Raw genomic sequence first — 14,771 nt, forward strand, 5'->3', positions numbered from 1 at the left:
TGACAGTATACAAAAGTACGTGCTACCATGAAAACCATACAAGAGGGTAAATCTGGAAAGCGATTTGAAGTTAGTTGGCATCTAGTAAAATGATTCACTTTTGTAAGCGAATACATTTTATGTTTAGGAGGATTGGCCATGGCAGCAGAGCCCGCGATGGAAGCCCAGTCACATCAATTAACGAAGACGTCAGTCATTCCCAAAGCAAAGAATAAGATCCGTACGACAACCGGCGAGAAAATTTTTAACATTTGCAACATTACCTTACTTTTACTTCTTTGCTTGGTGACTCTGTATCCGTTTTGGTATGTTCTAGTGTTATCTTTCAATGTGGGAATAGACGCCGCCAAAGGACCGATCTGGTTTTGGCCTCGTGACTTTACTTGGGACAATTACAATTACGTGTTCCACAACCCGATGATAAAAAGCGCGTTCTTCGTGACGATCGGCAGAGCGATTCTCGGATCCCTGTTTTCAATCTGCGTGATGCTTCTAGCGGCGTTTGCCTTGAGCAAACGGTTTTTGCCCGGCAGACGCATGATCCTTTATTTTCTCATGATTCCTATGTTTATCAGCGGCAGTCTCATCTCCAACTATGTCGTTATGGTTAAGCTGGGTCTATTGAACAACTTCCTCGTTTATATCATCCCCGGCGCATTCTCATTTTTCTTCATGATTATCATCCGTACGTTCATTGAGCAAATTCCAGAAGGTGTCGAAGAATCCGCGATGATTGATGGCGCGGGATTCTATCAAATATTCATCAAGATTATCGTTCCTTTATGCAAGCCGATTCTCGCTGCGATGCTGTTCTTCTCGATTGTCGGCCATTGGTTGGACTTCGGTACCAATCTGCTGTATGTAAATGAGGAGAAATTGTATGTCCTGCAGTATGTACTCTATCTGGTCGTTATCGCTAACAAAGGATCAGATATGATTAATCTGATGCAATTCTCCGGAACGGTGCCTACAGTGAAAGACGCAGTGCCGACGCCTGAAGTTCTCAAGATGAGTACGCTTATGGTTGTAACCTTGCCGCTCCTGTTTGTTTACCCGTTCTTCCAGCGCTTTTTCATCAAAGGTATGATGGTAGGGGCAATCAAAGCCTAACTACAAGGGAAAAACGATACAAGCAGCTTGTTTTGACGCAAATCTATCAACCTTTCCGCGGAGGGACTTCCAGTGAAAGCATTGAAAAACTATTATGTACTCTACCTTTTCTTAATTCCGGCGCTTATTCTGACCCTATTATTTAATTACTTGCCGCTCTTCAGCAACATAATCGCTTTCATGGATTATGACATTTTTGCAGGGTGGATGGGATTAGGAAGCAAATGGGTTGGATTTAAAAACTTCGCCTTTTTAGGGGAAGGCTGGTTTTACGAGCTTCTTGTTCGAACGATTTACTATAACATTACCATATTGCTTTTCAGCTTTCCGGCATCAATCATCTTAGCCCTATTGTTGAACGAAGTGAGCAGTAATCTGTTTAAGAAGATTTCCCAATCGATTTCATACATACCTCACTTCGTTTCTTGGGTAACCGTCGCAGGTCTGACCTACATCTTTCTGAGCTATGACAATACAGGACTTGTTAACAATTTGATGACCACCGTTTTTGGGACCGAAAGAGCGGTATATATGCAAGACAACAACATTTTCCTGCCTCTCCTCATCATTACTCAGACCTGGAAGGAAATAGGCTGGGGAAGTATTTTGTACTTGGCCGCCATTACGATGATTGATCCTCAACTGTATGAAGCGGCTACGATGGATGGCGCCGGCCGCTGGCGGAGAATGTTCCATATCACGTTACCCGGTCTTATACCGACTACAGTCGTGCTGTTGATCTTCTCTCTGGCTGGGCTTATCGGCGGCAATTTCGACCAAATATTTAACTTGCAGAACCAAGTCATCCAGGATCAGACGAACACGATCTCGACATTCACGTACTACGAAGGAATCTTGGGAGCACGGTATTCATTTTCAACCGCGGTAGGATTGTTTCAAGGGCTGGTTAGTTTTATCCTACTGTACATTGCAAACTACTACGGCAAGAAAACAAGCGGGACTTCCATTATTTAATGGACCGATTTCGCAATCTTGGATTGTACGTAGAGTACCGGGCAAACAAGCTTTTTCAAGTGCGGATTGTATAAAACCATTTTAGGGGGATTGTCAACGTGGGGAAGAAGCTGCTGGGAATAACATTGAGTTTCGTTCTAGTATTTTCTGTGCTGCTGGCAGGTTGTTCGTCAAATAACAACACGAATGATGCTAAGGACAGTGCGACTAACAGTACTACGAATAATGCCAGCACGAATGATACCTCGAATCAAGCGAGTACCGATTCAAATCAAACGAGTACAAATTCGAGCGACCCGAATGATCCTGCCGCAAATTTCAAGCCGATTGAAATCACCATGCTGGGTGATCTTCCCGTAGGCGGAAAAACCGCAACGGAAGATGTATTAACCCCGATTTGGAGAGAAAAAACGAAGGTAAGCGTGAAGGTTGTCGGAGTTACGGCCGGGCAATCCGGCGATGAATTCTGGCAAAAGCAAATCGTTGCCGATACCTTGCCGGATCTGATTAACTTGTACGGCGTATTGGGCCCGCAATACAGCGCCTATAAGCTGATGAAACAAAACAATCAGCTGCGTGAAATCAAGAAAGAAGATATCGAGAAGTATATGCCTCGATTCAAAGCCTATCTGGAAAAAATGGGCGGCAACATCGATGATTTGTATAAGGATAACCTGGATGCCGACGGGAAAATGTGGTGGATGCCGAGCATGCCGTCGCAAGCAGCTCTTCCTACGTATCTAACAACGAAATGGTGGGCCAATCGAGTCGGTGAAAAGCCGTACTACCAGTATGTTCGTGACGATGTCTTGAAGAAAATTTTCCCGAATGCGAAAACCGAACAAGAACTAAAAGATCTGTATAACGCAAACGGCGCAAAACTGACTTATGAAGATGTGAATGATATCCCGATTCACAATCAAGCGGAGCTGCTTGACTTCTACAGAAAAGTTCAAGCCCTTGATATTAAGGTCGGAGACAAAAAGACGTACGTACATCCACAATCGAGTTCGCAGAACGTAAACTCCATCCTTTGGTCGATGTACTCCGCTACCGGCAATATGTGGTCTTTCACGGCAGAACGTTCAACTAAAGGCGACGTCATGACGTACATCCCGTGGACGAACGAATGGAAAGATTATATCAAAATGTGGAATACGATGTACCAAGAGAAAATTCTTGACCCTGGTACATTCGTGCAAAAAGACGATCAATTGAACGCCAAAATCATCAACGGCGAGTATGTTGTCTTTAATCAATGGGGACCAGTCAATGATGCAAGAGCATTGTCCAAGAAAGAGAATAGAGGCTACGGTTATCGTATTCTCTCCTTGTTCCCGGGGCATCAGCTGAACAATAAATACCAAGACCTTACTTATTTCCCTGCGAACCTTGATGGATCCGGCTTGGGCGTTGGCATCAATGCCAAGGTGTCGGATGAGAAGTACATTCAAATTTTGAATTGGCTGGATTGGAACATGAGTGAAGAAGCTGCCGAACTTAGAGCGTGGGGCCTTCCTGAATGGTCTACCGGAACAGGTGAAGACAGAAGATTCAAGCCGGAATACAAAGCGCTGGAAGATTGGGCCGTAAGGGGCGTTAAGAGCGAGAAAGACGGCAATTACTACGGCATGTATGACCCTCAAACCAATTCCAGCATCGGCGCTCAAGCTTGGAACGCGGAAACGTTCGGCGTTCAAGGTTTGTTCAATCCTTATCAGCCTGCATTCGTTTATCCAGCCGAACCGAATCCGGAAGTGAACTTGGATAACGTTGTGCTGCAGCTTAATTCCAAGTACCATAGCGATCAGCAAATTTTCTTCCATCAAGTCGGCTGGACTTGGGGCGAGCTGGATCCGGACGGCGCATGGGCGAAGGCCGATCAAACAAACGGCGTTTACAGTGATGCCGCTAAAGTTGCCGTCGTTCAAGCGATCATTCAAAAACCGGATAAATTCGATGATAACTACGCGAAATACATGAAAGTCATGGATGGCGGCGGCTTTAAAGATGAAGAGAAGAAGATGGAAGAGCGGTGGAAAACGCTCTACGCCAAAATGCTGCCTGAAATTGAAAAAGTAAAAAAGTAAAATCGAGCGCTGAGTAACCAAAAATAAGAGGAATAATTGTCTGATTCCGGGTGATTATTCCTCTTTTCTCCGTTTTACGGACGTTTATTCCTAATCATAACCAAGGTGGAGGTTGAGCATGAAGACTGTAACGCAAAATCGAGTGGCTGAAATCGTATTGTCATCGGTCAAATCGTATCAGGATCCGTTTAATGAGGTTCAAGTGAAAGCCGTTTTTACCGAGCCTAATGGGAATGAAAAGACGGTTTTTGGCTTTTGGAGCGGCGGAAATGTATGGAGGATCCGATATTCGTCGGCCCAAACAGGGCTTCATACGTACATAACGACTAGTTCTGATCCCAAAAACGAAGCGTTAAACGAGCAAACGGGCACGATTGAAGTCACCGCATACGAAGGGGACAATCCGTTATACAAACATGGCGCGCTGCGCAGCTCGGCGAATAAAACGCATCTTGAGCACGTAGACGGTACGCCTTTCTTCTGGTTGGCCGATACGTGGTGGATGTCGCTTACGAAACGTTTGGCTTGGCCTGACGACTTTCAGCTTCTTGTTAACGATAGAGTCAAGAAAGGCTTTACGGTTGTCCAACTGGTTGCCGGGTTATTCCCCGATATGAATCCTCTTGATCAAAGGGGGGCGAACGAAGCGGGGCTTGCCTGGAATGACGATTTCACGCGCATTAATCCGGCTTATTTCGATAAGGCCGACGAGAAGATCGGGCACCTGGTCGAGTCCGGACTCGTGCCATGTATCGTCGGATGCTGGGGATATTACCTGGACTACGCCGGAAAAGAAGCGATAACGAAGCACTGGGATTATTTATTGGCCCGTTATGGCGCATATAACGTCTTCTGGTGTATGGCCGGCGAAGCGTTAATGCCTTTCTACCTCTCGGAAGCCCATCATGATCCGGACAAAAACGCCGTGTATATTGAACAAATCCGCCAGGAATGGACGGAGCTTACGCGCTCGATCAAGAGCAAGGATCCGTTTCAACGCCCGATTACGATTCATCCGACCAATTATGGACATAAGATGGTGGACGATCCAGCATTGCTGGACCTGGATATGCTGCAGACCGGGCATTCCGGCTTTCAGGATTTCGATAATACGTACGAAATGATCAAAACAGCGGTAGAGAGCAAGCCGAGACTGCCCGTTATCAACAGTGAGGTTTGCTACGAAGGTCTAGGGGCAACAAGCTTCGAAGATATTCAACGGTATTTGTTCTGGTCCTGCGTGCTGAGCGGGGCATGCGGCCATACCTATGGAGCTAACGGCATCTGGCAGGTTAATTCCAAGCAGCAGATCTACGGCGCTTCTCCACATGGAGGGACCTGGGGAAATACGACCTGGGAAGAAGCCTATCAATTCAAAGGCTCTCTGCACGTAGGGATCGGCAAGAAAATTCTCGATAAATACAATTGGTGGGAGTTCGAGCCGCATCAGGAGTGGATCGATCATCCGGGACGTAAGCAGGTTAAGCCTTTTGCCGCTGGCATTGCCGGGCAAATCCGAGTTATTTTCCTGCCGTTTTTGGGCGGCTGCTCATGGAGCGGAGTCAAGATTAACGGGATTGAGGATGGCGTGAAATACGAGGCTTTTCATATCGATCCGATTACGGGCGAAGAATTCGAATTGGGCGAAGTGACCCCTGAAGGTAGCAGCTGGATGTCTCCTAAGCCTCGCGTGTTTCAGGATTGGATTCTCGTATTAAAGCGGAGAGCGTAATCATTTTCGGGATGGCTTAAGCTGAGGCGCCGGCTGGATCATGTTCAAGTTAGCGGAGGTGGAGATTCCATGGCCAAAGATTTAAAAGAACGTTACGAGGAATATAAGGAGCTAGGCTACACTGTTTTCGAGCGGCTTCACAGCAAAGAAACGACAGACGGCTGGATCAGAAAATACCATGAGCTTCAGCAGAATACGCCGAGGAACGCAGACGGAACCTTAACGACTTGGTTTGCCAGCACATGCGAGCTGGCTCCCTTGGAGATGCTTCCTATCGTATCGCATCCGGAGATACTAGATTTTGCCGAGATGGTTATGGGCCCCTTCGTACAGCTCGATAATTTAACGATTGCCGGTGGCGAACGTAACGTCAGTAAAGAAGAAGCGCGTAATAAGGTGGCGCTTTGGCATCGCGATCGCTGGGGAAAGGTGCCGACTACGGAGCGCTATGAAAGTCCGCTTTCGTGTAATGCGATCAGTTACATGGTCGATCTGGACGATGATTACGGCCCGCTGCGGGTCATCCCCGGTTCCCATCGGAAACCGATCACCCTAACAGACGAAGAAATCTTCGTCCCTCATAAAGATGAAGTGATTGTTTACGCAAAAGCCGGCGACGTCGTGTTTACCCATAATATGCTGCTCCATACCGGAACGCCGAATACAAGCGGGAAAAACCGTTATTTTTTCAGCGTGTACTATAACCGCACCTGGTTGAGACACACCGATAACCACAGCGGGCCGAACGTGCAGAAGATCGTTCAGCAAGCCCGGCTGCGCAATGACCATCGTACGCTGCGTTTGTTCGGCATAGACGAACAGCTTGAGAAACGGGCGAACAGCGGGTTTAGGGTGGCCGATGATATTCAATGGGCGGAATGGGCGGCGGCCGATAAGGCGGCTATCAAGAAATAGATAAGAGAGGGGACCTACGTATGGCGATTTCGCTGACGGAGCAAAGGAGACGTTATGCGGAGGACGGATTTGTCGTCATTTCTCTATTGACCGATACAGAAAAAGACGACATGCTTGCCACCTTTATGGAAATGCATGCCGCGGGACCGATTCCCGGCTGTTTCGCACCAGTGCCGAAAGAACAGGCCGACGGTGACATTCTCAAATTGTATCCGCGCATGATGCACCCTCATAAAGTAAGCGATAAAGTAATGGGCTACATGCTGCATCCGAAAATCATGGATGCCATCTCTTCGCTTTTGGAGGAGGAGCCCTTGGCCGGCCAAAGCATGTTTTATTTTAAACCTCCCGGGGCGAAGGGGCAGGCGCTTCACCAGGACAACTTTTACATGAAGGTGGAACCTGGGACCTGCATCGCGGCATGGGTAGCGTTAGATGACGCCGATGAAGCAAATGGCGGGTTGTATATCGTGCCGCAAACGAATACCCTCGATCTTCAGTGTCCGCACAAAGCAGATCCCGCATTATCCTTCACCCAAGACGAAGTGGACGTTCCCGACGGCTTGTCGCCCGTACCCGTGCGGATGAAGGCCGGCGATGTGCTTTTTTTTAACGGAAGCGTTATCCACGGCTCCTATCCCAATCAATCGAAAGACCGGTTCAGACGTTCGTTCATATGTCATTATGCCGGCAGCTCCATCACCCGAATCGGGTCGCATTTTGCGCCTTTGTATTCAAGGGACGGGCAGCAGGTTTCCTTGCAAGCGAACGAGGATGGAGGCCCGTGCGGCGGGGCCGAGTATAGGGAACTTCATTAATAGAAGAAAGTGAACGAGGGAGGCTAATCGGAATGTTCAACATTAAACAATTCGGTGCTATCGGTGATGGTATCCATGATGATACCGCTGCAGTCAAGGCGGCTATCGACGCCTGTCGGGCAGAGGGCGGAGGCATGGTCGTGGTACCTCCCGGTCAGTATTCGTGCACGCCACTCGAGCTGTTTTCCTATGTGAATTTACATTTGGAACCGGGCTCGGTCCTGCTTGCCAGCCCCGAAGTCGAGAACTATCATATCAACAACACTTCGGCGGCAAGTAGCAGAGCCGGACTAATCAGGGCGGTCAATGCGAAATCCTTTTCTATAACCGGCACGGGAACGATTCATTGTCAAGGCATGAAATTCATGGATGAGACGCGCCCTCGCGTCGGCGACCCGGGTACGCTGGATTACGTAGCAACCAGGACTCGGCAGAAAGAAAAGTTCAGAGCCATGGATCATGGCGTAGAGGACGGTCCCGCCCAGGAGCTCGAACGCCCGGGAAATCCGCTGCAGTTCATGCAATGCGAGAATGTCACGCTGCGGGATATCGTTATATTGGATTCGCCCAATTGGACCATCCATTTTCATGGCAGCAACAATATCGTTATATCGGGCATGACGATTAAGAACAATATCCTTATTCCGAATTCGGACGGCATTCATTTTCAAAACTGCAGCAATGTCCGGGTGTCCGATTGCTACATTGAATGCGGAGACGACTCTTTCGCGTTTACGGGCTATGGTCCCGAAGGCAGTTTGACGGAGAACGTGCTGGTGACGAATTGTACGCTTATCTCCCGGTCCTCCGCAATTCGAGTCGGTTACGGCAAATCGGATATGAAGAACATGCTCTTTAATAATATCATCATTCGAAATTCCAATCGCGGGATTGGCGTTTTCCAGCGCGATGCCGGGGCGATGGAAAATATCGTGTTTTCCAATATCGTCATCGAGACCCGCTTGCATACCGGTCATTGGTGGGGACACGGAGAGCCGATTCACGTGTCGTCGGTCAAGCATAACAGCGCAGAAGGCTATGGTACCTTAAAGCAAATTCGATTCAGCAACATTCTGGCAAAAGGAGAAGCCGGAATGCTGGTATACGGGTGCCCTGACAGCGTGATAGAGGACGTGGTATTCGACAACGTTCGTTTCGACGTTCTCCAGAGCAAGCTGGCGGATCGATACGGCGGTAATATCGACCTCAGACCGATCGACGATATCGAGTTCGGCGTGTTCGAGCATCATGAATGCGGCCTGTACGCCGAGAATGTCCGCGGTTTGAAGGTGCACAATTTCCAGCTGCATTGGGAAGGCGCTCCTGCTTCCTATTTCCAGCATGGCATCGAGGTTAAGGATTGCGAAGACGTAGTCGTGGACGGGTTCGCAGGCAAAGCGCCTCAACAGTCCGAGACAAGCCTGGCTTTCCATGCCGATCGCAGCCGAGGCGTAACAGTGAGAAATTCCGACGATGTCGGCCAAGACATCGTAACGGTTTAATCGTACGATTAGATTCAATGACTATATTCCGCATAGATGGAGTGAAACGACAATGAACGCAATCGGCTCGGACCGTAATTATGGATGCAGAATCAAAACCGATTTGATCTATAAAGGTTATGCCGCCGTCATCATGGAGAATGAAGTTTTCCGGCTTACCATGCTGCCCGGCAAAGGCTCGGATGTGGTAGAGCTGCTGTATAAACCGAGCGACACCGATTTCATCTGGTTTACGCAGCTCGGGCTGCGGCGGAAGGAGCCTATATTCGCGGACTATCAATCCCAGTATCAAGGGGGCTGGCAGGAAATTTTCCCGAGTTTGAGCGCTGACCATAACCATGAAGGGATGAATATGCCTAGATATGGGGAAGCCGCCCTGGTCGAGTGGGCCTATGACGTCGTACAGGATGATCCCGAAGCCATCGGCGTGCGCTTTTCTTATACGTGCAGAACGATGCCGCTGCGGCTGGAGAAGACCATCACGATGAAAAGCGGCGACGCCGGCTTTTCCATTTCGGAAACGGTCACGAATCTGTCGCCGGCGCCGCTGCATGCGGATTGGGGCCATCACATCACATTCGGCGAACCGTTTTTGCAGCCGGGTACGGTGATCGAGCTGCCTGCGGAGGAAATGCCGCGGTATGTTACGCCGGCGAAGGGGAGCCCTTACGAATTTTGCTGGTTCGATACGGTCACGGAAGGTAAGTACCGGCTTCTGCGCCCGGATGGGATAGGAGCGGAAGTGCGCTGGGACAAGGAGCGCTGGCCGTGTCTCTGGTTCTGGCGGGAGTTCGGCGGCAACAAGGGCGGGCCATACTATGGCTGCAACTACAATGTCGGGCTGGAAATGTTCTCATCCGCGCCCGCCCATAAGCTGATCGACAATGTGGAGAAGGGAACGGCGATCGCGTTCGAGCCTTATGCGTCGCATCATTCCGAGCTGCATTTTGCCGTCATTGATCAAAGAGCAATTTAACTCTGAATCTATCAGCTTACATTTGCTTTCGTATATCATCCTGTATGCAGAATGGCTGATCCGGCTTCTTTGCGAGCTGTCCGCCAGTTGATTTTACTGACATTATCCTAACCGTCTACACCGTAATCCGGGATAGACGGTGTTGCATCATAATTGGTTTTAAGATCCAATTATTTATGGTATAATGTGAGGATGAACTGGGAAGTGGAGTGTGAAGGATGATGCGGTCATCAATTTCCAAAGTTAAGCCTTTATATTCGCAAGCATACATTCTTTTGAAAAATTCGATTACCAATGGCGAATTCCAGCCCGGCGAACGGATTACCGAGCTTAGGCTTGCGGAAATGTTCGGAATTAGCAGAGGTCCTGTCCGAGAGGTGATCCGGATGCTGATTCAGGATGGACTACTCACCCAGAATGAAGGGCCGATACAGGTTTACAACCCTACAAAAGAGGATATCATCGAAGTTTTTTTATGCCGGGAATGTCTGGAAGCATTAGCGACTAGACAGGCTGCGCATCGAATGACGCCGGATATGAGGGATCAGCTTTTGTTGAACGTTGATAACACACGGAAAGCGATCGACGAACAAAATGCGAGCGAATTGTGCAGACTGGACCAACAGTTTCACGAGCTGGTTATCGAGGCTTCAGGCAATCGTCAATTAATCGAGCTTTCAAGCGTTATTCAAGCTAAGGTTGCGTATATGCGCAATCAAATTTTGTCGCACTTTTACCAGCATTTTATCGATACGGTCGATGAGCATCTGAGGATCGTCCAAGCCTTAACGGATGGCGATGCCCACAAGGCCGAGGAAGAAATGCGTCACCATATCGAAAAAGCCGTCGATGTTTATCGGCATTTGGCGAATTAACGCAATTGCAATGAGCTTGATCGGACAAACGATACAAGCTCTTTTTTATTTTCAATTCATTGTTGACAGTAGACATTGATTCCCGTTACTATGAAGATGTGCTAAGAGATCTGGATCATCTTGGAAATGAAAGCGGGTACTTTAGATTCGCATATCCAAGAAGTTTCGAAAGGTTTCTTAGTCTTTTTTTTTGGATATTTATTGTAGACAGTAGACATTCATGGGTAGGGGTGAACGAAATGAGTCTTGCGAAATCGATATTGGAAAGACAAGATTACCCGATCGTTTCGGTATGCGACCAAAACGGCCATATCGGCAATCCGGAGCTGATGCCCAAATTAAGCGACTCGCAGCTGGTTTCCATCATGCGCAAAATGGTGTTTACACGAACATGGGACCAAAGAGCGATTAGTTTGGCCCGCCAAGCACGCATGGGCTTGTGGGCGACCGTAGGCGGGCAGGAAGCCAGTATGATCGGCAGCGAGGCTGCGCTTAGGAAAGACGATTTTATTCTTGGCTCCTACCGGGATATCCCGCAAATCGTCTGGCACGGACTGCCATTATATCAATCTATTTTATACTCCCGCGGACATCAGAAAGGCTTTTGCATTCCTGAAGATGTTCAAGCATTGATGCCTCAGATCATTATCGGCGCTCAAATCATTCAGGCGGCCGGCATCGCGCTGGGCATGAAGAAACGGAAATCGGACAATATCGTGATGTCCTATATCGGCGAAGGCGGAACCTCGCAAGGGGATTTCTACGAAGGCCTTAATTTCGCCGGCGTGTTCCAAGTGCCAATGATCACGATGGTGCAGAACAATCAGTATGCGATATCCGTCCCGTTCCATAAGCAGACGGCTGCGGATACGATCGCGCAAAAAGCGGTTGCGGCCGGAATAACAGGGGTAAGGGTAGACGGCATGGATGTGCTGGCCGTATATAAAGTCGTCGAACAAGCGGCGGAACGGGCGCGCAGAGGCCAAGGTCCTACCTTGATCGAAGCGCTGACATACCGCTACGGTCCGCATACGATGGCCGGCGATGATCCTTCCCGGTATCGTACGAAGGAGGAAGTGGAGCATTGGAGAGAAAAAGATCCGATCACGCGCTTCCGCAAATATCTCGGCCGGAAAGGATTGTGGTCGGATAGGGACGAGGAGCTGATGATCGAGGAGGCCAAGCAAGCGATAACGGACGCGCTAAAACAAGCGGATGCAACGGAAAAAATGACGGTCGCCGGCTTGATCGACAGCATGTTCGAAAAGACGCCGCCTCACCTTGAGGAGCAAAAGCTCCGGTATATAACGAGAGGAGGAAAGTAGCATGGCCCAAATGACGATGATCCAAGCGATACGCGACGCGATGCGCGTCGAACTCGAAAGAGATCCCGAAACATTGGTTTTCGGAGAGGACGTAGGCAAGAACGGCGGCGTCTTCCGGGCGACGGAAGGATTGCAGGAGATGTACGGAGAAGAGCGCGTGTTCGATACGCCGCTCGCCGAATCGGGAATCGGAGGTTTGGCGGTCGGGTTGGGATTGCAAGGGTATCGCCCGATCGCGGAAATTCAATTTTTCGGATTCGTGCTCGAGGTGATGGATTCGATCGTAAACCAAGCGTCCAGAATGCGGTTTCGCTCGGGCGGAAGATTTCATAGTCCGATCACGTTCCGATCGCCTTTCGGCGGCGGAGTGAAAACGCCGGAAAACCACGCGGACAGCTTCGAAGGCTACATGCTCCAAACCCCTGGAGTCAAGGTCGTTATTCCCTCCAATCCATATGATGCGAAGGGCCTGCTCAGTTCGGCGATACGGGATAATGATCCGGTCATCTTCCTGGAGCATCTGAAGCTGTACCGTTCCATACGCACCGAAGTGCCGGAGGAAGCGTACACGATCCCGTTGGGTCAAGCGAATGTCGTTAGGGAGGGTGGAGACGTGACTATCGTCACCTATGGAGCGATGGTCCATGTTTCCTTGCAGGCTGCCGACGAAATCTTGAAGATGAAAGGCATTAAAGCGGAGGTTATCGACTTAAGGACGATTAGTCCGATCGATATCGAGACGATTGCGGCTTCCATCCAAAAAACGAATCGGGCCATCGTTGTCCAGGAAGCGCAGCGGACTTCAGGCGTCGCCGCCGAGGTAATCGCCCAGATCAACGAAAAGGCGCTGCTTCACTTGGAGGCGCCGGTGATCAGAGTGGCTCCTCCCGATACGGTGTATCCGTTCGCAGCCGTCGAAGACGAATGGCTGCCGACGCCTTCTTTCGTAGTGGATGCCATCATTCAAGTATTGGAGTTTTAATGCGGAACCACTAGAAGAGCGGCAAGCAAAGGAGGCTGGATCGTGCCGACGGTCGAATATAGATTGCCGGATATCGGCGAAGGCATTCATGAAGCCGATATAGTGAATTGGTTAATTAAACCCGGAGACCGGGTCGTCGAGGATCAAGTGATTGCGGAGGTCGAAAGCGATAAGGCGATTGTGGAAATCCCTTCGCCGGTCAATGGAACGATCCGCGCTATCAAGGTATCGGAAGGAACGAGAGTTAAAGTAGGCGATCTATTGGTCGACTTCGAGGCTGAAGGCGCGATTGAGGCATTGGGCGAATCGGCTGAAGCTCCTGAAACTGCATATGCGGCTCCCGAAGCGCAGGAAGTATCAAAGCTGCCTCAGGCAGCGGGAAGCGGGCAGGCATCAAGCAAGGCGATCGCTACGCCCAGCGTGCGGAAGCTGGCGAGAGAACAAGGGGTTGACCTGGACGATATCGTTGGAACCGGCAAAGACGGAAGAATTACAAGCGACGATATAATGCGCTTCGTTTCCGGAAGTGCACCGGCGGCTGCGCCTGCGCAGCAAATGATTGAATCAGTTCACGCGCGAACATCTGATGATCAGCCGGAAGTCTGGACGGCGACGGCACCTGCACAGCAGATGAATAAAACCATTCACGCGCAAACATCTGATGATCAGCCGGAGGTTCAAATGACGGCAGAGCAGCCTTCTGTCCGAATCGCTGCAGTGCCTGAATCGGATTTGCCTGAATCGACACCGCGCGAAGAGCGAATTCCGTTAAAAGGAATTCGCAAAGCGATATCCGAAGCGATGATTAAATCGATGTATACGGCCCCGCAAGCGACCATCATGGACGAAGTGGAAGTAACGAAGCTGGTGGAGCTCAGGGAAAGAATCAAGTCCCATGCCGAGAAACGAGCCGTTAAAGTGACTTATCTTCCTTTTTTAATCAAATGCGTCATTGCGGCCTGCCGGCAATTCCCGATGATGAACGCTTCGCTTGACGAGACGACGAATGAAATCGTGATCAAGCGAAATTATCACGTAGGCATTGCCGTAGATACCGAACAGGGCTTGCTCGTTCCCGTCGTCAAAGATGCCGACCGCAAAAATATATGGTCGATCGCGGAGGAAATGAACCGATTGATTACCGCAGGGCGGCAGGGGAAGCTGACTTTCGGGCAATTAAGAGGGAGCACCATTACGATTACCAATATCGGTTCGGCAGGCGGCATGTTCTTTACGCCGATACTCAACTACCCGGAGTCGGCGATCGTGGGCATGGGCAGAATCAGCGAGAAGCCGGTTGTAAAACAGGGGGAAATCGTCGCAGCCCAGGTGATGTCGCTGTCGATAAGCTTCGATCACCGAATTGTCGATGGGGCGACGGCGCAAAGCTTCTTGAATATGATCAAAACGATGATGGAGCAGCCCGATTTGATTCTGATGGAGAACTAACGTGCATTTCAATCCGTTTCTG

Annotated in this window: 12 protein-coding genes; all 12 read left to right on the forward strand. The window is 49.6% G+C overall.

Translation table 11 applies throughout. From position 1 onward, the window contains the following. Positions 1–138: 138 nt before the first annotated feature. The 12 genes from DL346_RS05400 to DL346_RS05455 all read left to right on the forward strand — a co-directional run bounded on the left by DL346_RS05400 (position 139) and on the right by DL346_RS05455 (position 14,749). Entirely contained in the window at positions 139–1,110 is a 972-nt protein-coding gene (locus DL346_RS05400) for a carbohydrate ABC transporter permease (protein WP_112881015.1), read from the forward strand. A gap of 72 nt (positions 1,111–1,182) precedes the next feature. Then, positions 1,183–2,085 carry an ABC transporter permease gene (locus DL346_RS05405; RefSeq protein WP_112881016.1) on the forward strand — a complete coding sequence of 301 codons (903 nt, stop codon included), beginning with the start codon at positions 1,183–1,185 and terminating at the stop codon, positions 2,083–2,085. Between the two features lie 98 nt (positions 2,086–2,183). Then, positions 2,184–4,175: a type 2 periplasmic-binding domain-containing protein gene (locus DL346_RS05410; RefSeq protein ID WP_112881017.1), complete on the forward strand. Its 1,992-nt coding sequence runs from the start codon at positions 2,184–2,186 to the stop codon at positions 4,173–4,175. Positions 4,176–4,293: 118 nt separating this feature from the next. Then, positions 4,294–5,907: a glycoside hydrolase family 140 protein gene (locus DL346_RS05415; protein ID WP_112881018.1), complete on the forward strand. Its 1,614-nt coding sequence runs from the start codon at positions 4,294–4,296 to the stop codon at positions 5,905–5,907. A 69-nt stretch (positions 5,908–5,976) separates the two neighbouring features. Next, the gene (locus DL346_RS05420) at positions 5,977–6,822 is read left to right on the forward strand and encodes a phytanoyl-CoA dioxygenase family protein (protein ID WP_112881019.1); all 846 of its coding nucleotides are present in this window, start codon (positions 5,977–5,979) and stop codon (positions 6,820–6,822) included. 20 nt (positions 6,823–6,842) lie between these two features. Further along, positions 6,843–7,640, forward strand: coding sequence for a phytanoyl-CoA dioxygenase family protein (locus DL346_RS05425; RefSeq protein ID WP_112881020.1), 798 nt, complete (start codon positions 6,843–6,845; stop codon positions 7,638–7,640). Positions 7,641–7,672: 32 nt separating this feature from the next. Beyond that, entirely contained in the window at positions 7,673–9,142 is a 1,470-nt protein-coding gene (locus DL346_RS05430) for a glycoside hydrolase family 28 protein (protein WP_112881021.1), read from the forward strand. 52 nt (positions 9,143–9,194) lie between these two features. Continuing rightward, positions 9,195–10,118, forward strand: a complete 924-nt coding sequence (locus DL346_RS05435) for a DUF4432 family protein (protein ID WP_112881022.1) — start codon at positions 9,195–9,197, stop codon at positions 10,116–10,118. 218 nt (positions 10,119–10,336) lie between these two features. Continuing rightward, positions 10,337–10,993 (forward strand): GntR family transcriptional regulator, encoded by a 657-nt coding sequence (locus DL346_RS05440; protein ID WP_112881023.1) that lies wholly within the window; start codon positions 10,337–10,339, stop codon positions 10,991–10,993. Positions 10,994–11,232: 239 nt separating this feature from the next. Next, entirely contained in the window at positions 11,233–12,318 is a 1,086-nt protein-coding gene (gene pdhA, locus DL346_RS05445) for a pyruvate dehydrogenase (acetyl-transferring) E1 component subunit alpha (protein WP_112881024.1), read from the forward strand. Between the two features lies 1 nt (position 12,319). Next, a complete protein-coding gene (locus tag DL346_RS05450) occupies positions 12,320–13,300 on the forward strand; it encodes an alpha-ketoacid dehydrogenase subunit beta (RefSeq protein WP_112881025.1) in 981 nt (326 codons plus the stop codon). A 42-nt stretch (positions 13,301–13,342) separates the two neighbouring features. Continuing rightward, positions 13,343–14,749 carry a dihydrolipoamide acetyltransferase family protein gene (locus DL346_RS05455; protein ID WP_112881026.1) on the forward strand — a complete coding sequence of 469 codons (1,407 nt, stop codon included), beginning with the start codon at positions 13,343–13,345 and terminating at the stop codon, positions 14,747–14,749. The last annotated feature ends 22 nt before the right edge of the window (positions 14,750–14,771 follow it).

Origin of the sequence: Paenibacillus montanisoli, assembly GCF_003268025.1 — a bacterium.
Taxonomy (GTDB): Bacteria; Bacillota; Bacilli; order Paenibacillales; family Paenibacillaceae; genus Paenibacillus_Z; species Paenibacillus_Z montanisoli.

What these genes read in the sequence shown, in the direction of transcription:
- DL346_RS05400 (WP_112881015.1), top strand. Translation starts at nt 139, where the DNA reads ATGGCAGCAGAGCCCGCGATGGAAGCCCAGTCACATCAATTAACGAAG.
- DL346_RS05415 (WP_112881018.1), top strand. Translation starts at nt 4,294, where the DNA reads ATGAAGACTGTAACGCAAAATCGAGTGGCTGAAATCGTATTGTCATCG.
- DL346_RS05420 (WP_112881019.1), top strand. Translation starts at nt 5,977, where the DNA reads ATGGCCAAAGATTTAAAAGAACGTTACGAGGAATATAAGGAGCTAGGC.
- DL346_RS05425 (WP_112881020.1), top strand. Translation starts at nt 6,843, where the DNA reads ATGGCGATTTCGCTGACGGAGCAAAGGAGACGTTATGCGGAGGACGGA.
- DL346_RS05430 (WP_112881021.1), top strand. Translation starts at nt 7,673, where the DNA reads ATGTTCAACATTAAACAATTCGGTGCTATCGGTGATGGTATCCATGAT.
- DL346_RS05435 (WP_112881022.1), top strand. Translation starts at nt 9,195, where the DNA reads ATGAACGCAATCGGCTCGGACCGTAATTATGGATGCAGAATCAAAACC.
- DL346_RS05440 (WP_112881023.1), top strand. Translation starts at nt 10,337, where the DNA reads ATGATGCGGTCATCAATTTCCAAAGTTAAGCCTTTATATTCGCAAGCA.
- pdhA (WP_112881024.1), top strand. Translation starts at nt 11,233, where the DNA reads ATGAGTCTTGCGAAATCGATATTGGAAAGACAAGATTACCCGATCGTT.
- DL346_RS05450 (WP_112881025.1), top strand. Translation starts at nt 12,320, where the DNA reads ATGGCCCAAATGACGATGATCCAAGCGATACGCGACGCGATGCGCGTC.